Below are 20,137 nucleotides of genomic sequence, written 5' to 3' on the forward strand. Positions count from 1 at the left end.
TCATAGTTATCTGCATTGCTAGCAATAACAAATTGCTGAATAGCGAAGGAATCAAAATTCTTAAACTGCATTTTATCTGCATATTGGCAGAATTTATTAAGAGTTCTTCGATGGGTTTTAATTGTTCCGTCGGAATATCCCATCTCTTTAAGCCTTTTGCACAGTCCATCAATATATGACGGCAATTCAGCAATCAGTACTATTTTTTTTGACATAATACTACCTCCTCTAAAATTATTAGTGCATTGCACTATATTTAATTTTAAATTTAGTAAGAATATTATGTAAAGTTAGAAAGGAGATATTTAAGATATATGAATAATTTTAATACAAACTCTACATTTAGAACCACTCCGCATAAACTGATTTATGTAAAGCTTTACATAAACTAATTTATGTTTCATAAATTCCTCCTTTTTTGCATAAAAAAAGGCAATCAGAGTTTCGATTTTCTCCAATTGCCTTTTAAATTCTTATATATTAAATTTTCTATTTTTTAATCCATTTCCCTGTTTTGGAACTACCTACATACTCTATTTTTCCTTCTTCTTTTAATTTTAAAATATCTCTTTTAATAGTAGATTCAGCAACATTTAATATCTTTGATAATTCCAATCTTGTAATATATGGTTTATCGGAAATAATATCAATTATTTTAATTAATCTATCCTGTCTTGTCATTTTTTGAGGTTCATTTTGAGGTTCATTTTGAGGTTCATTTTGAGGTTCATTTTGAGGTTCATTGTTAAAATTATAGTTCAAATTCTTTAAAATGGTAAAAAATGAACTTCGTGTAGATCTAAATTTTGGTTTTAAGTCCTCAGTATAATTCTTTTCAAATTCATAACTCTCTATTATTTTTTTAAGACCAGAACCACGTCTTTCCATTAAATCCATTCTTCCAAAAATATCTGCAAGAACCGGATTTCTTCTACTTGAAGAAATAGTATATGGATCTATATCTTGAATTAAAGTTCCATCATACATTCCTCCAGGAGAGTATATTTCCATCCTATCATCAAATATATCAATATGAACCTCACTTCCAATTATACTATAATCTCTATGAATTAAGGCATTGACAATTGCTTCTTGTACTGCTCTTTCAGGATATTCCGGATATTCTTCACGATATAGCGGTCCTTTTCTCCACATTTTCTTTGTGTTTACCTTTGTAAAATTCAGTGCATTTTCAAGTAAAATTAAAATATTCCCTTCAAATTCATTATCGTCTAGTGCTTCCATTAAACCACTAGCCTTTGTAAGTCCATTCCACCTAGTACAGAATATTCTTGATTGATATATTAAATATCCGTCTGCAAACAAAGCTCCTGCATAAGTTAAAAGACTGTCCTTTGTTATTAAACCAAAAGACAATAAATCTTTTTCTTCAAATTTTTTATTTGTCCTTTTTTCATATTCAATTCTCAATTTATTAAATGTTGCATCTTTAATATTAATATCTGTCTGTATGATATCAAAGGTTTTATTCATTCCTTTCAATACTAAATTTTTAAGATCAATGCTTGTAGCTACAACACTTTGATTTCCAATTCTTATATATGAAGACCTATTCCCACCATCTATAATATAATATGGAGTCTCACTTCCTGCCTCTACATGAAGAACAATAAAATACTTTTCATTTTCATTATAATTTTCAAGCTTTATTTTAGGAATCGGATCCATTTTTGTCTTAATTATTTCACTAATACTTTCAGAATCTTTCTTATAATCTTCCAGTCCGATAAGTTCATCTGTATCAGAAATACCAAATATTAAAGCCCCTCCATTTTCGTTTGCAAAGGCACTAACACTTTTCAGCCAGCTCTTCGGTTTACTTATCTCAAGTTTTTCTTTTTTATCATAAGAGGTAGCTTCTCCAATATATTTTAACAAATCCAATTTCACTACACCTCCTTTTGCCATATCTCTATTATTGATTAATATCTACATAGTATGGCATGCAAAAATACCCAACCAAATGACTTAGGCTTATCAATTTCAAGTATTTATCGCATAAAATTATACCACAAATTCATTGTCATTACAATTCTATCGCTAAGCACAAAGCATTTTCTTATTCGTTACAAATCCCATTATTGTTGCATTTACACTTTCATAATTGTGTTTTTTAAGTGTAAATGCAACAAATAAGATGGATAATCTCATTTATACCTATCTTTTATTCCTCATCTTCATCATAAGAATCTATTGCCATATCATATATAGTTTGCTGTTCTTTTTCTTCCAAATTTTCTGCATCATCCTCTCTTTCATACTCATCTTCAAATTCATCGTATTCTTCTTCATCTTCGTCAGCTTCCTGCTTTTTCTTGTAAATTTTAAAGTAATATCCTACTCCAACTACTGCAAGAACGATGATTCCTAAGAAAATATAAAAGCCTCCGCCTTTGCTTTCTTCCTTTTTCGGCTCTTCTTTTTTTACTTTACTTTCTGGTACAGTTTCTTCTATTTTTTTGACTTCTTCTTTTGGCTTTTCCTTTTTCTCTACCATATTAAGAAGATCATCTTCACTAACCTCGGTTAGGAGCATGACATTTTGTCCTTCTTCATCGTGATTGATGATGAGATGAAATGTTTTGCCGGATTTGGTCTTAAAGGTAATAAATTGTCTGGCATCGGCAGAATATTTATCTTTTATCTCTCCTGTAGCATTTCCATGATGAATAGGATAGTTCCCGTTAGCATTGTTTACATTTTCTATGAGCTGTGCCTTAGAAGTGCTTGGCTCTGTGGCAATTCCCTTATTATTTGGACTATTTGCACTATCCTGAGTGTTCTTTGGCGGTTCTTTCGCTTCAAGTTTATTGGGAAATCGCAGCACTTTTTCTTCTTTTTTCTCCTGTACCTGCTCCGTTTGTTTTTCCGCTTCGCTTTCTTTTACCTGAGCAAAAGCCGTATTTGTATGGATGATAGCAATAAGAAGCAGCATCCATACGCAAAATACTCTTTTTAATTGTGTTCTCCTATTTTTCAATTTGGTTTTCATGATTTTCCTCCATATTATTATGATTTTGGGTATGTGTCATTTCCTGTAACTTCCTTTTTTCCTGTTTTTCCTCTTTTTTATAATTTCTCATCATCTCTAAAAACTCGTCTATGGAAATATCAGTACTTCGATACTCTTTTAAAACATGGGTATTTTCCATTTCTTCCTGTTCCTCTTTTAGCATCTCTTGTTTTAACTTTAGTTCTTCTATTTTTTCTTGAATATCTTTTTGCTTTTCTATATTTTTTCTGTATCTCTTATTCAAATTTCCACCTCCTATTTTGGTCTGCCAAAGCCGTAAAAATGTTCTCTCCAATAAGGTGTATCTATTCTTGTATACTGGATTGGATTTCCGGCATGAATCATATAACCACCACCTACATAGATACCGACATGAGAAATTGGCGAGCCTGAATTGTATGTTCCTTTAAAAAAGATAATATCTCCTGCTTTTGCTTCATTTGGTGGAACCGGATTACAGTAATCTTTATATATCCCCCATGCAGTTGTTCTCGGCATATTTTTTATCCCTGAATGAGTGCATGTCCAGCAGACAAAAGAAGAACAGTCAAAATTGTTTGGTCCGTTTGCCCCGAACACATATCTCTTTCCAATATGTTTTTCTGCCTCATGAACAATTCTCTTTACACTTTCTTCATTAAATTCAAGTCCCGGATTTGAAAAATCGGGATTATCTACAATCTCCGACAGATTTCCGCTTCCAGTTCCAAAGACTCGCTCCATATTTCCTTTGCTTGCAAGTAAGATTTCATAATGGGATAAATTATCAGGATAAGACTGAAATACCTCTCTGATAATAGAGTCCATCTCTCTTTTTTCCAAAGTTACAATGAGTTTCTTATACTCATACGGCTCTTCATGACTTTCAGTATGCTTATTGCCGTCAGCATCCGTATAACTGGTTGTAACGGTTTTATATCTGATTTCGATCTCTTCATTATAGGTTAAGGTATACATGTTTTGAAACAAACTTTTAAGTTCGCTTTCTATCTCAGACACATTTTTTACAACACCATATCGTGATGTGATATATGACAGGAGTTCATGGACATCATGACCGATTTTCTCTTTGCCTTTTACAATATATTCATCATAACCAGGATGATTTTCCTCCACACTGTCCATTTCCTCCTGCAAAGCCTGTTCTAAAGATGAAAACTCCTGATTGGTTTCTTTGAGTACATCTTCTGATGATAAGTAGGTTGTCCCTATGGTATTTCCTACCATCCCTGTTCCCATATTCATCATCATACTTCCTGCCTGAAAGAGCATAAAAAATATTCCTACCGCTAAAAGTAATAGGAATACTGCTTTTTTGCCTCTTAATTTTACAAATTCAGCAAATCTTTTACTGCTTGTGGCGAAGGACTTTTTTATTCTGTTTTTTACACTGTCTTTATACTTCTTTTGAATCTGCTTTTTATACTGCCTTCTTTTAAAAAATTGTCTGAGCCTTGAGGTATTTTGGTAATCCGCACTTTTTTTCATCTCTTCCATATTCTTTTGAAAAAAGAGTTTCTTTTCTTGATTTTCAATGTTTTTGCCTAATTTTGTTATCTTTTTTTGCCTTCTTAAGTTTTTCTTTTTTCCATAATGATAGATTTTCCTTGAAATATTTTCGACTTGATCGCTAACCTTATATGCAGCATCAACTCCTGCATTATCCTCTTTTCCACTTTCCAAATACCGATTTACCATCCCCGTTGCTATTACCGCACTTTTAGCACTTTGTGTTTTTCCGTCAATTCCCTTATTTTTTAGTTTCTGCTCTTGTTTTTGCTTTTTTTGACGTAACTTGGATATTTTCTTTTCCTTATTTTCAAATTTTCCTTTTCTTTTTTGTGATGGGTTTTTATCAGTAGTTTTTCTTTTATCCTTTACATCCTGAAATGAATTCTTTTTCGTATCCTTATTTCTTGTGAACTCCTTATCATCAAAATTACTCCTCACATATTTTTTCTGCTTTTCCGATTTCGGACTTTCTTTTAAAAAGGTGTCTTTTGCATAATGTTTGTATCGATTATTCTTGGATTTTGGATTTTTTACATATTCATCATAATTTTTTTCCTTATCATTTTGCCTATTATCATACTTTTCATCATCTGCAAGAGTTCGATAGGATACTTTACTATCCCTAAAATCCACATCATACCTGTCTATTACTCCATCATTATCCATATCTTTCGATAATGGATCATAGACTTCCTTTTCTTCCTTTTGAAATTTATTGATCTTCTTTTGCATCTTTTTTCTACGTTTTTCGGCTTGAAAAGAAGTGCTATTTTGATTTATATTTCCCGTATTCGATGAACGATAAGAAGATATATTTTTATCTAAGTTATTGTTCTTATATCCTCTATACGAATTATTTGATCGCTTTCTTTCGGGTAAAGGAAGTTCTTCTCCCGATATTTCCTCTTTCAATAAAGCTTCATTCAAATTTTTGGGGGATTCTGTTTCATAATTAGTTTGAATTTTATGTTGAACAGACTGTTTTTCTTGATTTAACAGTTTTTCTCTATTCTTTGCATACCTCATATTCTTTTTCTTTGTCAATCTTTTCCACCTCCTCACTGATTCTTTTCCTTGCAAGCTTACAATACTCCTCATTTAATTCTATTCCGATATATTTTCTATCTTGCATAAGTGCTACAAATCCGACAGTTCCACTTCCAATAAAAGGATCAAGGATTATCCCGTCTTTCGGGCAACCCGCAATCATACAGATTTCTGCCAATTTCGGCGGAAATGCCGCATAATGATTTCCTCTAAAAGATACGGTATTGATAGTCCAAATATCTCGTTTATTACGAAACTGCGGAATATTATCTCCCTTGTACTGCCCATATTTTCTCGCCTTATTTATTTTTTGTACACTTATCCCCGCATCTTCCTTCAGATATTTGTTATCCTCACTTCTTCCTCTTACATATCTTTTTTTACTGACTTCTTTCATCGGCTCTGCCATTTGTTCATAGTCGTAATAATATCTTGGTGATTTGGAAAGTAAAAATACATGTTCATAAGAACGAGTGGGTCTATCCCTGCAAGCCTCCGGCATGGCATTTTCCTTATGCCAGATAATATCGGAACGAAGATACCATCCATCTTCTCTTAAAAGTAAAGCCAATCGCCACGGGATTCCCATTAAATCCTTTGCCTTGTATCCTAACACCTTTTGTGTAATCGAGGGATTTTGTCCATTTCTTCCCTTTGAATATTTAGGATCCATATACTGTCCCTTTCCACCGCCCGAACCGGCATAGGAATCGCCAATCACAACAAAGCAAGTACCATCTTTTTTTAATACTCTTCTCACCTCACGAAATACTGCTACCAATCTGTCAAGATACTCTTCTACCGTCTTCTCTCTTCCGATTTGCTCTTTTTTATGATAATCTCTCAGTCCATAATACGGAGGAGATGTAATGCAAGAGCTTATACTTTCATCCGGAAAATTCTTTAGAGTTTCAAGTGCATCTCCACAAAGAATTTTATTTGTGTTTTCTTTTATGAATGCCTCTTTACTTCTGTCCACAGTCATCCCTATTCACCTGCCTTTTTTACTTCTTCCGGTTTGGTTGTTATTAGAGAATAGAGTTTTGTATTTTTCGGAAACTGATCCACAAAAGGAACAATCGTATTTCCATAAAAGATAAGTCCCTCTCCTTCCCCCGAATTGGTTACATAGGAAAGTTGATGTTTGGATATATTAAGTTTTTTAGCTAAAATATCTCGATCCGTTCCCGCTTGGTTAAGCATTAAAATGAAGTCGGTATTATCAAAGATATTTTCAATCTCCGGACTTGCAAGCAGGTCCTTAATATTTTGAGTAAGTCCCGTGGGCATACCGCCCCATTTTCTGAAACGCTTCCAGATTTCAATGGAATAATTGGCGGTTTGCGGTTCTTTTAAGAGCAAATGAAATTCATCTACAAAATATCTGGTTGTTTTTTTACTTGCCCTGTTAATGGTTACTCTATTCCAAACCTGATCCTGTATAATTAACATTCCAATTTTTTTCAGTTGTTTTCCAAGTTCTTTGATGTCATAGCAAACCACTCGGTTGTTCGTATCGACATTGGTGCGATGATTAAAGACATTCAGACTTCCTTTGACATAGATTTCCATTTCTACTGCAAGTTTCTTTCCTACTGTTTCTTCCTGTTTTTGAAGTAGGTTATATAGATCCTCTAAAACCGGCATATTTTCAGGTGTAGGATTTTCAAAGTAGGCTTTATATAAAATCGGTAAACAACGGTCGATAACGGAAATTTCTTCCGCACTTAATTTCTTTTCTCCAACCACCAGTTCAAACAGGGATAGGATGAAGTCGGATTTTAGAGAGAGCGGATTATCTTCATCGGCATAATCGATATTGATATCCAGTGGATTGACATAGTCTTTTGAAATGGGCGATATTTTAATCACCTGCCCTTTAAGTGCCTCAACAAGCGGAGAATATTCGGCTTCCGGATCTGCTATGATAATATCATCATCGGTAATCAAGAAAGCATTGGTAATCTCCCTTTTGGCCGCAAAAGATTTTCCACTGCCCGGAGTGCCTAAGATAAGTCCGTTCGGATTTTTTAACTTTTTACGATCTGCCATAATAATATTTCTGCTTAGTGCATTTAGGCCGTAATATAAGCTCTCTCCCTTGATAAAGAGCTCCTCTGTTGTAAATGGTATAAAGATAGCTGCTGCACTTGTGGTAAGTCCACGCTCTATTTCCACTTCATTGATTCCAAGAGGCAAACTTGCAACAAGCCCCTGTTCCTGTCTGTAATTTAGGTTTTTTAAACTGCAATTATGTCTGTTTGCAATAGATTTTAAGGTAAATACCGTATTGTCCAGTTTTCCCTTACTTTTACTCATATTCATAAAAAGAATGGTTACCAAAAACATCTTTTCATCATGATTTTGTAGTTCTGATAGCAGGTTCTTTGCTTCTGTCCCATAAGTTACAAGGTCGCTCGGCAAGATGTCGATATCATAGCCTGCACGTATGGCTTTCTTATTTTCCTCAAGCTTCATCTTGTCTAAATCCGTTATTTTTCTTTTTACATTCTTAATCGCTTCCATCTGATCAATGGCTTTGATATGAAAGGTAACAACCATATTTTCTTCCAACGCCAAAAACTCCGACAGCATTTCATCTTTAATATCTGATGCCAAAATCTGTAAGAAATTCACTTCGGCAAAAACTTCTCCTGTCTTAAAGTAGGTCGGTTTGGAAAAATTAAAAGACGGAGGAACAATATATTCTTTCGTCGTCAGTCCACTGTATTTTAAATCTTCAAAGGAAAAAACAAGTTTATCATTTGGATTTAAAATATCGTGAATCACCTTTAAACGCTCCTCACCATCAAGTACATAGGCTTTTACTCCCATCTGTTTAAAGTTGTTTAACACATCCATTTCCATTCTCTCAAGTCTGCTCTTTGCCTGCTTTAAGTCCTCCGCCTCTATGGTAAAGGTAAGATACATACTCTTGGATAGTCCGTTATTTCCTTTAGAGCTTTGGTTTAAGAGCATTTGTCTGTATTCATTTCTAATTTCATTAAAGTCATCCATATTTTCTTTAATATCAATCAGTTTACTTATTTCCTCATTTTCACCGATACTGTTGATATAACTGAACTCCACTTCCACAGAGGAATTAAAGAAATTTAGAAAAGAAGAAAATTCCGAGAAAATACTTTCTTGATCCGCTTCTTCCATTAAGCGATAGTTGATATCCAAAAATCGAATGGTTTTATTAAATTTGTTCTTTTCAATCTGACAAATCCCATCCTTTAACATTCGCTTATAGGGAATGGTATCTTGTACGGTTTCCTTTTTCTCCTCTTTCATAAAAAAAGGAAACCACCCGTTTTTCCTTGATGATTTCCCATTTGTTTTAGACTTTATTTTTTTCTTTCCTGATTTTTTAAGTTCCGATAACTCTTTTTTATTTTTCCTAAGCTCCAACTCTTCTTTTTTAATTCGTTGTTCCTGTTTTTTCTTTTGTCTTTGTTCAATTTTTTTCCTCCTTCCGTTTGCCTTATTTTTACTTCCTGCATCCTGCTTTTTTGTTTTTTCCGTATGATAAATACTTTTTGCTTTGTATAGCCTGATCTTTTTACTGTTATGAAACTTCAAGATATATGCCAAATGTTTTTCAAAGGGTAAATTGTCCTTTTCATAAAGCGTTGCAAAAAGGACAGGTAAGATTACTATACTCATTACAATCATAGAAATATCCGTACTCAGATAATTTTTACACAGCATATATACAGGAAAACCGATAAACCCCGCTATGCTAAATCCAATCAGCTGCCTTTTTGTCATATTCAGGGCTACCTTGGTTTTTACTTTCGTCAAGTCCTTTGGTACTTTTACATATGCCATCGCTTATCCCCTATCTTTTTCTATGATATGTTCTTCTCTCATATTGAAAAGTTCTTCCAAATGCTCCCAAAGTGAGATGATTTCGTCTTTCCCTCTCTCCAGTTCTTCTAATAGTTCTTTATATTCGCTTTGTTTTTTTACTTCTTCCTCCATATCCTTTACCTTTTCACTAATGAAAAGGACTTCTTTGAAAAGGGCATCCAGTACGGTAACCGACAGTTCTCTAAATTCCTGCTGTTTTTCTTCTTCACTCTTTTCTTCCTCTTTGAGATACTCTTCTTCCCAAAACTGGATATCATCTTCTGTTTCCATATCATTTTCTTCAAATTCACAAAATCTATCCTGCTTTTTATATTTACTTCTCACTTTTATCATTCCTGCTACTGCCGAAGCAAGTGAGATTGCTGTTGCAACTCCTAGAAATATTCTCGTTTTCCTATTGATATTTTTCATAACTGCCTCCTTATTCTTATATTTTTTTGTTTTGATTATTTCATCAACTTCTGCTCATTTTGAACTAAAGTCTTTTAATGACTGTTTAAAATTGCCTTTGCGATACTTCCGGATTTCATCATCATGACTCCAAGAATCAGTCCATATGCAAGCACTTGTAAAATACTTGTATGAATATCTGTGAAATTTACAGTTTTAACTAAAACTGCATAAATTCCAAAAAAGATTAGAATGAAAAGTCCCTGAAGTCCAAGGGCAAATAGACTTTTAATATAGTTTGTTCCGATACTTCCCCATTCTTTATTTCCCATGGTAGAAAAAGGAATTGCTGCAACGGAACAGTAAATATATATCTCAATCATTCTTCCATACAGGATTACAGTGATTAAGATGGATAGAATCGTTAAAGAAAATTTAACCAATCCCGTCTCAAGTGCAATCCCAATGAGTGTTCCAAGTTCCTTTGTTTTAAGGGCATCGACCATAGCATCAAAATTACCCGGTGTAATGTTTGCACTCGTCCCCACAACACCTGCCGCCTTTCCTATCATGGACTGTGCAACATCAAATACTGCCATCGAAAAATCGAAAGCGTGGGATACAAGCCATACAGCTATCCACATCTTAATGATATACTTAAAAAATTCAAAGGTATCCGTATCCTGCATAGAATTTTTTCTCATCACCACTTGAATCAGTTCTATACAAAGTATTGCGGTTAAAATTATCGCTGCTATGGGCAAAACAACATTGGTATTGATTGATTTGATGAAGGTAAAGACCTCCGAGTTCCAAGAACTCGGAGTTTTACCTACTTCTCCTGCAACAGTAGATACCTTATCATTGATATCCACAAGCATTGCAGAAAGATTATCTTTAATAATATCAATCATAATATCCTTGAAAAACTCATTTATTTTTTCGAATAAATTAAGCATTATTTCAAGACATTAGCAAGTAGTGGAATGAGTTTTAGCCCTATTAAAACAATTCCTCCACCGCTCATCAGTTGCTTTATCCCCTGACTCTTCGCACCGGGGTTATCCGAACCGTATCCTTCAAGTAGGTTGATAACTCCCCATGCACCAAGTCCTGCACCGATTGCCATAACCAAAACTTTAAGCACATTGACTGCTTGTACAAAAAAATCCATAATTTACTCCTCCTTGTTTTCATCCTGTTCTTTTTTGTTTTCTATTTCTTTATCAATTTTGTTGACATGCTTTACAATAAAGTTTCTGTAGGTTTTATCCCCTTTTTCTACTTCCTTGTAGTATCCAAATACATGAATAAAATCTCCCTTTTCAAAGTCCTTTGTAAACTCTGCCTTTTCTCCATAAATATTACAATTGATATATTCTTTCTGCTTCTCTCCCGTTTTTCCCATCTTTCTAAAAAGAGTAAAGTTTGCAACGGTTACTTCCCCGTCTTTTCCCTGAATGGTTTTGATTTCCACATTATTAATTAAATTTCCGTTGATATTTAGCATTTCTTTTTGCATATCTTTCCTCCATTTTCATTTCTTTTGATTTCATCAAAAAAAACCACGACTTTTCTATTTTGTCATGGTCTTATCTATATTTTTTCATATTAAATTTTATCTTTTGTTTATTCTAACTTCTGTTCATTTTGAGCAGAAGTTAGAAATTCTTCTTTTATTCCTGCCATAATATATTCTACACAAGGGAGTGCTATCGCATTTCCCAATGCCTTATACCTTGCACTGTCAAGTATGATATTCCCGTCTGCTCCATACTTTGTGTAGTTATCCGGCAGACCCATCAGTCTTTCACATTCTATCGGGGTTAAATATCGAATAAAGCCCTCCTCTTCTTTTCCGTTCTCCCAATACGCAAACATTATAGGATTGGATGCTAATAGAGTTGGAAAAGGTTCATTTGGCTTTCCGAAGCTGTTTCTAAAAAGAGTCTTATTTCTTCTTTTTGCTCCTCCTCGCATTTTTCTATCTTGAAAGGGTCTGACGTTTGGTATTTCCCTCCCTGCTTTATCAGAATATCTTCGATTGGATCGGGTATCCTTATCTTCGATATTTCCGATAATCTTAGGATTTTTGAACAGGTTTTCGGGCTTATATAATATTTTGTGGGAACGAAATCCTCCAAAATCGCAGACAATAAATATTCTCTTTCTTCTTTGCAAGAGCTTAGGCTCTCCGAAATATTGGGCATCCAAGACTCTCCAAGAAAGCTCAAATTCTCTCCCTCGCACCACTCCTGCATTTGCCCATTTAGACTCAGGCATTGGAATTTCGGTGCTACTGAAGGATTCGAGGACGGCTCTAAAATCCAACCTATCTCCCGATACAAAAGCTCCCATGACGTTCTCCCAAATAGCGAAAGTTGGATACTCCCCATTTGTTACACACCTCATTTCCTTTATCAATCGTATTGCTTGATAAAAAAGAGATGATTTTTCTCCACGAAGTCCTGTTAAATCTCCCACTTTTGAAAAATTTTGACAAGGAGAACCGAATGTGATGATATCCACCGGTTTTATATCTCTTGCCTTTAATTTTGTTATGTCCCCTAAATGCTCTACATCAGGAAAATGCCTTTTTGATATAGATATTGCATTTTTATCAATTTCGCTTGCCCATACTGTTTTTATTCCTACTTTTCTTGCTGCTAAAGGAAATACTCCGATTCCATCAAATAAACTTCCAAGTGTTATTTCTTTTAACTTACATCACCTCTTTTCTACTTTCATAATGTATATGAACTTTGTATTTTTATATCTTTTGCTCATTTTGAACTAAAGTCGGTGGACTTCTTCCTTTTGCCTTCATTGAATCATTTCTCCTTTGTTCTTAACATAAAAAAGACTAAGATTTATCTTAAGTCTTTACTTTTGACCGATATACATTTTGCGAATTTCTTCCTTCTTTTTTAGATGTTTTAACTTTTGATTTAACAACCTAATCCTATTTTTTATCTGTTGTAATTTCTTTTGTTCTTTTTCAATTCGTATTTCTGTTTTTTTAAGCTCAGTCATTCTTAAATATTCCTTTCCAAAATTTAATCCGATAGACACTTCTGCTCATTTTGAACAAAGGTTCCCTTAAATCCTTATACATCCATATCAACCACTGTTATTTTCATATTTTCCTTTAGGTTGACCTTATCTTTTCTTTTTAAGTATTTCTCTATATCAAAGGCATTTTTCTTATTGTAATCGGAAAGCAGTTTGTAGTTCTTATGCTTGGTTATATCAAACTTATCACTGAAAAAAGGTCTTGCTCCTCTTATTTCTAAGATACACTTTCCTCCGTCCATTACTTTCAGTTCATCTCTGCTCATCAGTTCCTTGCCGAGCTTTTGATAGTTTAGTCCGAACGATTTTTGATTTGACCTTGTTTCCGATGTGTTGTAAAGGTCTATGGTTTCTTTTCCTAAGTTTTCGGACAACTCTTTTATCGTCGTTCCTTCTTTTCCGCCTAAAAATAACTCGCTATCACAATTGCCCAGAATCGTGTCGGCATGGTCTTTATAGATTGCTTTTAATTGACTTTTTGCTTGAAGGACAATACTTGCCGATATTTCTCTGGAACGAATGGTTGCAATGAGTTTTTCGAACTTCGGTATTTGTCCGATATTGCTAAATTCATCAAGTAGACATCTCACATGAACAGGTAATCTTCCACCGTAGACATCATCTGCCTTATCACATAAGAGATTAAATAGCTGAGTATACATCATTGCCACTACAAAGTTGAACGTGTCATCGGTATCGGATATGATAATAAATAGGGCTGTCTTTTTGTCCCCGATAGTATCAAGTCCCATTTCATCATATTCCATAAGGTTTCTTAATTCTTCAATATCAAATGCCGCAAGTCTTGCACCACAGCTAATCAATATACTTTTCGCTGTTTTGCCGGCTGCAAGTTTATATTTTCGGTATTGCTTGACTGCAAAGTGATTCGGCTTTTCTTTTTCAAGTGCATCAAAGATATAATCTACTGCATTTTTAAAGTTTTCATCTTCTTCCCTTACCTCACTGGCATCAATAAAGGCAAGTAGACTTTCAAAGTTTTGTTCTTCCTCCGGTGCTTCATAGTATAGATAGCCTATTAAGGCTGTATAATACAGTCGTTCGGCTTTACACCAAAAATCTTCCGTAGATTTTTCTCCTTCGCCCTTTGTATTTGCCATAATTGTCTGTACAAGTTTTAGTATGTCCTTTTCACTCCTTAGATAGGCAAAGGGATTGTAGTGCATGGACTTCTTGAAATTTATGGTATTTAGAACTTTGATTTCATAGCCATTTTTCTCAAGCATCTTTCCGCACTCAACAAGAACAGTCCCTTTCGGATCGGTTACAACATAGGATGAGTGCATTTGCATCAAATTGGGTTTTAAGAAAAATCGGGTCTTTCCACTCCCGGATCCGCCTACTACAAGCACATTTTTATTGCGGGCAAATTTAGGATTTTTAGGTCTTGAGTTCATTGTAAGGCTTTCCGTATTAGTTAAAATTATGTTGTTTTCAAATTTTTCATCCAAATATGGCTCAATATCTTTAGAACTTCCCCATCTTGCTGAGCCATATTCTACTCCTTGGCGAAATTTCTTTGCATTTTTCTTTTTTTGATAAACAATAAGCCAAATAACTGCTGAAAAACAAATACCTGCAAATAAGTCATCTATATGAAATGATGGCAAATAAGACAGTGTTCCTATATCAGATAAAGCTACTATCATCTTATCTACATAATCACCACCTACATAACTGTTTATATGCCTTGAAAATATATTCGCCAGATAAAAGAAAAAGAGATAAGGTAAGTTTTTAATTACAAACTTTTTCTTATCTCTTATACGAAATACATTTTTTATATCTTTTAATATTTCTTTTACAATCTTCGTCTTTACCACTCCTTCCTACAAACTCTGCTCCTTATGCTTTTCTTTGATTTTATCTTTTTGAGGTGTATTTTTAACTTTTTCTCTAAAATGATTTAACTTATCCATTACAGATTCTTTCTTTTTATCTTTCCCTGCAAATTTTGCTACTGCTTCTTTAAATGCCTGTTCCATTACCTTTTCATCTTTTGCCTGAAAAAATACTATCTTATTTCCTGTAGTTAAATCTTTTTTTATGCTGAATTTCACGCCACTTTTATTTAGTTCTCTTTTTAGGTTTTTTAAGTCCACATCATTTAATTCTAAGGTTTCCACTTTGCCTTTTTTTACTAAATCTTTTACTGTAGTAGGCTTTTGTTTACCGATGAAATCCTTCAATCCGTTTTTCTCTTTTTCCGCCTTGTTAAGTATCATTTTCATCAGTTTTACAACTTCTCTTGCCGTTAGATGAAGTGCTTTTTTCTTTACTGCAATTACTTGCCTTGTAACTTCTTCATTGATCAATATATCACCTACTTTCCATGAGTATTGTATTTACCTTTTGTGCTTTTTCTTTCATCTTTGATATCCTTCTGTTTTCTCCTGTAAAAAGAATGGGTGTTGCCATTTCAAGAAGCCTTGAATAAATTCGTTGTTCTTTAAGATTATTCGGACTTGTGAGCTGCTTTGCACTGAGGTTGGTGGTCAAAATAATCGGTCTATTTGCTCTGTATCTGCTGTCTATGACATTGAAAATATGTTCTGTCGCAAAAGGAGTATCTCTTTCCATTCCAAAATCATCAATAATAAGAAGTCTATATTTATTTAACTTTTCAACATACTTATTTTTATTGATTTCCAAATTCATCATATCGTTTAGAATGGTGGCAAAATTGGTCATCTTAACAGAGATTTCCTTTTCAATTAGGGCATTGGCTATTGCTGATGCCAAATAGGTTTTTCCGGTTCCCACAGGACCTGTAAGAAGTAACCCTATATTTTCTTTTTCCATTTCTTCAAACTTTTTTACATAGTTTTCTCCTATTTTTCTATGCTCTAAGCTGCCATCTTCCGCTTCAAAGGTTTGATTTTGCAACAGCTTATCTTCAAATGCCTGTTTTATTAAATCCGACAGGATACTTTGATGCTCCAGTTCTTTCCACTGTTGTCTTTCTTTTTCCAATTCTTTTTCTCTGCAAATACAGTTTTTAGGTATTTTTCTTAAATTCCCGCCTATATCTTTAAGTTGCTGTTTGGGACTATGACATACTCCACAATAAACAAGTCCGTCATTCTCATTGACATAATCTCCGTTCTTTTCGTTTAAAATATCTTTTTGCAAACGTTCAAATACTCTCCCAAAGATATTCTCCGCATTATCCATATGATTCCTCCATAATCTCTATAATAATCTTTATAATTTCATTTGATTTCCCCAATTCTTAAACTTACTTTCCTTATCATTTACACCTGCTATGTGGTGTTGAAAAGCTCCTGCCATATTTCCATATCTTTGCTGTAATCAGTACCCTCTAACTTTGTATCTTCTATCATTCCTAAAATATTGACCGGTGCATTATACAAAAGGGATAACAAATAGGCTCTTAGGTTTGTAATTGTCCTCTTATTTTCATCAAGAACAAATAGGACATAATTAATATGTTCTTTTTGTAGTGATAAAAACTGCTCTTTTACCGTTTCATAAGCAATCATTCTTCGGTTGATTCTTATATCCGTCTTGTTTTGAATTGCTTCTGCCATAAGGTTTAGGATAAGATCAATCTTTTCTTTATTTTTTGATTGTTCTTTCACAAGAAAAGAGTAATCTATATTCTCTTTTAGTATTTCTATAACCTCTTCTACCTCCGTATCCTGTTTCTGACTAAGTGAATTATCTTTTATGATTTTTTCTTTTGAGGGGGATATGGGGGAGGTATTATTATACTCAGTATCACTATATTCAGTTTTATTAAGATTAGTCTTATTACATTGTGATTTACACAATTCTTGTTTTGTGAAATTCACATTTCCTGAATTGTGATTTTCATCATTCTTGAGTTGTGATTTACATAATTCCTGATTTGTGATTTCTTCGATTTCTTCTTTTGATGATCTTTCTTTCTCCGACTCTTGTATGATAAAGTTTTTTACATATAAAATATTTGGCTTTCCAAGTCCGAGTCTCTTTTTTTCTACAAGTCCTATGCCTTTTTTATCATCTAATTCCTGAAGTATCTTTGTTGCTTTCTGTGTGGCACAGCACATGATTTCTGCGATTTCTTCAATAGTAAAGATAATATATACCTTGTTTTCTTCATCAAGCCAGCCGTTTTTCATAGATAAATTCATTCGATCCAGTAAAATCCCGTAAAGCACTTTGGCATCACTGCTAAGTTTACTAAATGTGGAATCTGTAAATAACAGTTTGGGAATACGAAAAAAAGAGAACTGCTCTGCTTCTTTTCCATAATAGTAGTTAAATTTTATGCTCATACTCTCTACCTCCTCCTATGTTTTAAGCATCAAAAAAGAGATAGCTGTTTTTCTTTGCTATCTCTTCATAAATGAATGCTCTAATATTTTATTTTTATCTATGTTCCATTATCTGTATCGTCTTTTTTATCTTGTTTTTTATTGAAAGGTTCTTTGACCACATCTTCAATCAGCCTTGATAGGTCAACTGCATTTTTTGAGGTAATGACCGGTTTGCCTGTTTTTTGTTCTATTTCTTTTCTTGCATTTCCTGCAACACTTCCTCCTTCTTTAGCAACTTTCTTGTTTTCTTCCAAGCCTTTCGGATTGGTCGTTTTAGTCAGTTCTGTTGTTGTAGCTTCTGCAAGCATATTCAAAACAATTTCAAGGGTAGTCATATTATCCCTTAGATTTTCTTTTTTCAAACCCTTCAGATTTTTATATCCTCTTGTTGTCATTCCTGACCATGCTTTGGTGATTTCATCAGTAAGAATTGCGTATTCTACACCTTTTTGTATTCCATGATCGTCCCAAGCATCGGTCAGTTCTTTTCTTACCTGAATGGCTTGAAGTCTTTGATTTATCCACTCACGTGTATACCCTTTCTTTAGGTAGGTTTCTAAGGCTCTGTCAATCGTAAGTTCCGGATCAACAATTTCATCGATTCGTTCTTTTCCTACTTCTGCAAGCCATAACTTAAAAGGTTCTGCTTTAGGAGATGGTATGGACTGGATAATACGGAATATCCCTTGCATATCAGCTACATCAGTTAAACGCATTTTCCCATCCGTTGCTTTCATTTTCAACTGCTTACAAATTGTAAGCAGTTCATTTCCTTCTTCTTTTAATCTCTTTTTTAGTACAGCCCAATAAGTACTGGCGCCTCTTGCATTTTCTTGTTCTGTCAATACTCCAACTACATCAACTACTGAAAAATACCATTCTTCTTTTTCTTCGTCCCAAACGGAGCGTATTTCTTTATCTTCATATAGTTTTATTTCATCCATTACATCTACCTCTTTTATATATTATCCTGTTAAATAAGCTCTTTTTTTACCTTTTTAGCACCTTATATTATACCTTAAATTTATAATCTTGTCTTTCTGCTAATGGAGATACTCTCTAAAGTAAATTTCCAGTGCTTTTTCTATAATCCCTTCTGCTTCTTCTTTCGCTTTATCTTGAAAGAATTTTTGATAAATACTCTGAGATAGCTTGATATTCTGATACTCTTTCATCTTCGGTTTTTTCAAGTTCAGCAAGTATGTTGTAATCATCTCTTTATTCAGCTCTTCTTGTCTGTTCATCAAATGAAGTGCTTTAGTATCGCTTGATTTTAAGGTTAATTCCAATTCTTCACACTGCTGATACAGATAATCCTGTATCTCTTTTGGAAGATAGGATAAATCTACTGCCATTGTCAGTCCTATTTTTTCGTTATCAACATCTTGTTTCCAAGAATCAGACAATTCATTTAATCTTAAATATCTTGCAATAGATGCCCCCGAAAGATGATATTCTTTTCCGAGTGATTTTCTGCTGTCTGTTTTATCTTCCGCTTTGCTTTCCTTTTCTATAATCCCCTGTTCTAAATTGTTTATCTCTTTTTGTAAATCATTTCTCTTTCCCTGACTTGCTATTTTTTCATATCTAATTTTAAGAACAAGGGCTTTTTCTGTCGGCAGTAAGTCGGAGAAAGAACGCTGCATCAAGTTGGTTTCTATCACATAGGTATAGGCTTGTTCTTCAGAGAGATTTTCTTTTACTATACAAGGAACAGTTTTTAGGTTCGCAAGTCTGGCTGCATTAACCCGATTATGTCCGGAAAGTATTTCATAAGCTCCATCTTCTTTTTTAAGTACGATGATTGGATTAAGTATTCCATTTTCTCTTATACTATCTACCATATCCTCCAATCTCTTGCCGGTGTATAGGGTAAATGGATGATCGTGATAATTTTCAAGCAGATTGAGTTCTATATTCTGTATATCTCCCTGTTCCAAAACACTTGTATCTTCAAGCAGAAAATCTACGGCATCGGTTATTTCTCTTTTCACAAGTTTTTTACTCATAGCAGATCTCCTTTGCTAGATTGTCATATGCGATATCCACACTGCTGCCTTTTGCATATTTTTTTATACTTTGACCGCTGTATATGGCTTCTCCAACCTTTACCGTTTTCGGAATTTTGGTTTGAAAGACCTTGATTTTTTTTTGGAACATTTCTTCTACCTGCTCTGTCAGTGTTTTGGATAGATTGGTTCTGTTCTCACACATGGTTAGTAAAATTCCCTGTACTTTCAGTTTCGGATTCACTCTCTTTTTTATTTTTTGAATCGTTTTTAAAAGTTCACCTATTCCAACAATTGCAAACAATTGTGTATCCGCCACTATAAGGACACTGTCTGAGGCACAAAGGGCATTTATCGTTAAAATATTAAGTGATGGTGAGGTGTCTATAAGGATATAGTCATAATGCTCTTTTGCCTGATTAACAATTTCCGATAATATCCGTTCACTTCCTGTTTCTATCCTCATTTGTGTTTCAACGGTGGATAAGTAAACACTTGAAGGGATAATATCTATCTCATCATAAGATTTGGTATAGTCCTCTACCAAGTAGCTTTCTTCTTCCTCCATTTCTGTTATTAACAAATGCCCTATGGTTTTTATATTTTCTGTATTTTCCACATCAAAACATCTTGTAAGATTGGCTTGTGGATCAAGGTCAATGACTAATACTTTTTTACCCAGTTCTTTTAGTGAATAGGCAAGGTTTAGAGTTGTAGTTGTTTTTCCAACTCCGCCTTTTCGATTGGCGATTGTTATAACTTCTACCATAAAGTCCCTCCTTCTTCTCTATACAGAGATTTCATTTTATGCTATACTTTTATATAATTTTGAGTATAAAAAAAGATGATAG

General features: G+C 33.9%; 18 protein-coding genes and 1 pseudogene. All 19 read right to left on the reverse strand.

Translation table 11 applies throughout. The features are described 5' to 3' along the window. A partial coding sequence (locus HMPREF9333_RS00005; protein ID WP_040881999.1) for a phage integrase SAM-like domain-containing protein occupies positions 1 to 215 on the reverse strand: 215 nt, incomplete at its 3' end. A gap of 274 nt (positions 216 to 489) precedes the next feature. After that, positions 490 to 1,911, reverse strand: a complete 1,422-nt coding sequence (locus HMPREF9333_RS00010; RefSeq protein ID WP_009531257.1) for an AlbA family DNA-binding domain-containing protein — start codon at positions 1,909 to 1,911, stop codon at positions 490 to 492. A 274-nt stretch (positions 1,912 to 2,185) separates the two neighbouring features. Continuing rightward, a complete protein-coding gene (locus HMPREF9333_RS00015; RefSeq protein ID WP_005538879.1) occupies positions 2,186 to 3,013 on the reverse strand; it encodes a CD1107 family mobile element protein in 828 nt (275 codons plus the stop codon). After that, complete coding sequence (locus HMPREF9333_RS00020; protein WP_005538880.1) at positions 2,991 to 3,278, reverse strand: hypothetical protein; 288 nt, start codon at positions 3,276 to 3,278, stop codon at positions 2,991 to 2,993. The genes HMPREF9333_RS00015 and HMPREF9333_RS00020 overlap by 23 nt, the downstream gene beginning before the upstream one ends. A gap of 11 nt (positions 3,279 to 3,289) precedes the next feature. Next, entirely contained in the window at positions 3,290 to 5,473 is a 2,184-nt protein-coding gene (locus HMPREF9333_RS00025) for a C40 family peptidase (protein ID WP_005538882.1), read from the reverse strand. Positions 5,474 to 5,552: 79 nt separating this feature from the next. Then, positions 5,553 to 6,578: a DNA-methyltransferase gene (locus tag HMPREF9333_RS00030; protein ID WP_005538883.1), complete on the reverse strand. Its 1,026-nt coding sequence runs from the start codon at positions 6,576 to 6,578 to the stop codon at positions 5,553 to 5,555. A 2-nt stretch (positions 6,579 to 6,580) separates the two neighbouring features. Beyond that, positions 6,581 to 9,427: a VirB4-like conjugal transfer ATPase, CD1110 family gene (locus tag HMPREF9333_RS00035; protein WP_083816546.1), complete on the reverse strand. Its 2,847-nt coding sequence runs from the start codon at positions 9,425 to 9,427 to the stop codon at positions 6,581 to 6,583. Positions 9,428 to 9,430: 3 nt separating this feature from the next. Then, positions 9,431 to 9,880, reverse strand: coding sequence for a hypothetical protein (locus HMPREF9333_RS00040; RefSeq protein WP_005538888.1), 450 nt, complete (start codon positions 9,878 to 9,880; stop codon positions 9,431 to 9,433). A 74-nt stretch (positions 9,881 to 9,954) separates the two neighbouring features. Continuing rightward, a complete protein-coding gene (locus HMPREF9333_RS00045; protein ID WP_005538889.1) occupies positions 9,955 to 10,818 on the reverse strand; it encodes a VirB6/TrbL-like conjugal transfer protein, CD1112 family in 864 nt (287 codons plus the stop codon). After that, entirely contained in the window at positions 10,818 to 11,033 is a 216-nt protein-coding gene (locus tag HMPREF9333_RS00050; protein WP_005538895.1) for a Maff2 family mobile element protein, read from the reverse strand. The genes HMPREF9333_RS00045 and HMPREF9333_RS00050 overlap by 1 nt, the downstream gene beginning before the upstream one ends. A gap of 3 nt (positions 11,034 to 11,036) precedes the next feature. Then, on the reverse strand, positions 11,037 to 11,381 hold the full coding sequence (locus tag HMPREF9333_RS00055) for a single-stranded DNA-binding protein (protein WP_005538898.1): 345 nt from the start codon (positions 11,379 to 11,381) through the stop codon (positions 11,037 to 11,039). A gap of 107 nt (positions 11,382 to 11,488) precedes the next feature. Then, on the reverse strand, positions 11,489 to 12,571 hold the full coding sequence (locus tag HMPREF9333_RS00060; RefSeq protein ID WP_050798082.1) for a DNA cytosine methyltransferase: 1,083 nt from the start codon (positions 12,569 to 12,571) through the stop codon (positions 11,489 to 11,491). 395 nt (positions 12,572 to 12,966) lie between these two features. Next, positions 12,967 to 14,508, reverse strand: a pseudogene (locus HMPREF9333_RS00065) (VirD4-like conjugal transfer protein, CD1115 family); the annotation flags it as partial. A 273-nt stretch (positions 14,509 to 14,781) separates the two neighbouring features. Beyond that, positions 14,782 to 15,267 (reverse strand): PcfB family protein, encoded by a 486-nt coding sequence (locus HMPREF9333_RS00070; RefSeq protein WP_005538904.1) that lies wholly within the window; start codon positions 15,265 to 15,267, stop codon positions 14,782 to 14,784. Between the two features lie 4 nt (positions 15,268 to 15,271). Further along, positions 15,272 to 16,126, reverse strand: coding sequence for an ATP-binding protein (locus HMPREF9333_RS00075; protein WP_005538906.1), 855 nt, complete (start codon positions 16,124 to 16,126; stop codon positions 15,272 to 15,274). 89 nt (positions 16,127 to 16,215) lie between these two features. Continuing rightward, the gene (locus HMPREF9333_RS00080) at positions 16,216 to 17,235 is read right to left on the reverse strand and encodes a replication initiator protein A (protein ID WP_005538907.1); all 1,020 of its coding nucleotides are present in this window, start codon (positions 17,233 to 17,235) and stop codon (positions 16,216 to 16,218) included. A 98-nt stretch (positions 17,236 to 17,333) separates the two neighbouring features. After that, positions 17,334 to 18,221: a BRO-N domain-containing protein gene (locus HMPREF9333_RS00085; RefSeq protein WP_005538909.1), complete on the reverse strand. Its 888-nt coding sequence runs from the start codon at positions 18,219 to 18,221 to the stop codon at positions 17,334 to 17,336. A gap of 99 nt (positions 18,222 to 18,320) precedes the next feature. Beyond that, positions 18,321 to 19,286 (reverse strand): ParB N-terminal domain-containing protein, encoded by a 966-nt coding sequence (locus HMPREF9333_RS00090; protein WP_005538911.1) that lies wholly within the window; start codon positions 19,284 to 19,286, stop codon positions 18,321 to 18,323. After that, positions 19,279 to 20,055: a ParA family protein gene (locus tag HMPREF9333_RS00095; protein WP_005538913.1), complete on the reverse strand. Its 777-nt coding sequence runs from the start codon at positions 20,053 to 20,055 to the stop codon at positions 19,279 to 19,281. The genes HMPREF9333_RS00090 and HMPREF9333_RS00095 overlap by 8 nt, the downstream gene beginning before the upstream one ends. Positions 20,056 to 20,137: the final 82 nt, after the last annotated feature.

Source organism: Johnsonella ignava ATCC 51276 (genome assembly GCF_000235445.1).
In the GTDB taxonomy this organism is placed as follows: Bacteria; Bacillota; Clostridia; order Lachnospirales; family Lachnospiraceae; genus Johnsonella; species Johnsonella ignava.

Excerpts from the sequence above, each read along its gene's own strand:
- HMPREF9333_RS00035 (WP_083816546.1), bottom strand. The coding sequence starts at position 9,427 with ATGGCATATGTAAAAGTACCAAAGGACTTGACGAAAGTAAAAACCAAG.
- HMPREF9333_RS00030 (WP_005538883.1), bottom strand. The coding sequence starts at position 6,578 with ATGACTGTGGACAGAAGTAAAGAGGCATTCATAAAAGAAAACACAAAT.
- HMPREF9333_RS00080 (WP_005538907.1), bottom strand. The coding sequence starts at position 17,235 with ATGAGCATAAAATTTAACTACTATTATGGAAAAGAAGCAGAGCAGTTC.
- HMPREF9333_RS00055 (WP_005538898.1), bottom strand. The coding sequence starts at position 11,381 with ATGCAAAAAGAAATGCTAAATATCAACGGAAATTTAATTAATAATGTG.
- HMPREF9333_RS00095 (WP_005538913.1), bottom strand. The coding sequence starts at position 20,055 with ATGGTAGAAGTTATAACAATCGCCAATCGAAAAGGCGGAGTTGGAAAA.
- HMPREF9333_RS00085 (WP_005538909.1), bottom strand. The coding sequence starts at position 18,221 with ATGGATGAAATAAAACTATATGAAGATAAAGAAATACGCTCCGTTTGG.
- HMPREF9333_RS00090 (WP_005538911.1), bottom strand. The coding sequence starts at position 19,286 with ATGAGTAAAAAACTTGTGAAAAGAGAAATAACCGATGCCGTAGATTTT.
- HMPREF9333_RS00075 (WP_005538906.1), bottom strand. The coding sequence starts at position 16,126 with ATGGATAATGCGGAGAATATCTTTGGGAGAGTATTTGAACGTTTGCAA.
- HMPREF9333_RS00015 (WP_005538879.1), bottom strand. The coding sequence starts at position 3,013 with ATGAAAACCAAATTGAAAAATAGGAGAACACAATTAAAAAGAGTATTT.
- HMPREF9333_RS00050 (WP_005538895.1), bottom strand. The coding sequence starts at position 11,033 with ATGGATTTTTTTGTACAAGCAGTCAATGTGCTTAAAGTTTTGGTTATG.
- HMPREF9333_RS00045 (WP_005538889.1), bottom strand. The coding sequence starts at position 10,818 with ATGCTTAATTTATTCGAAAAAATAAATGAGTTTTTCAAGGATATTATG.
- HMPREF9333_RS00040 (WP_005538888.1), bottom strand. The coding sequence starts at position 9,880 with ATGAAAAATATCAATAGGAAAACGAGAATATTTCTAGGAGTTGCAACA.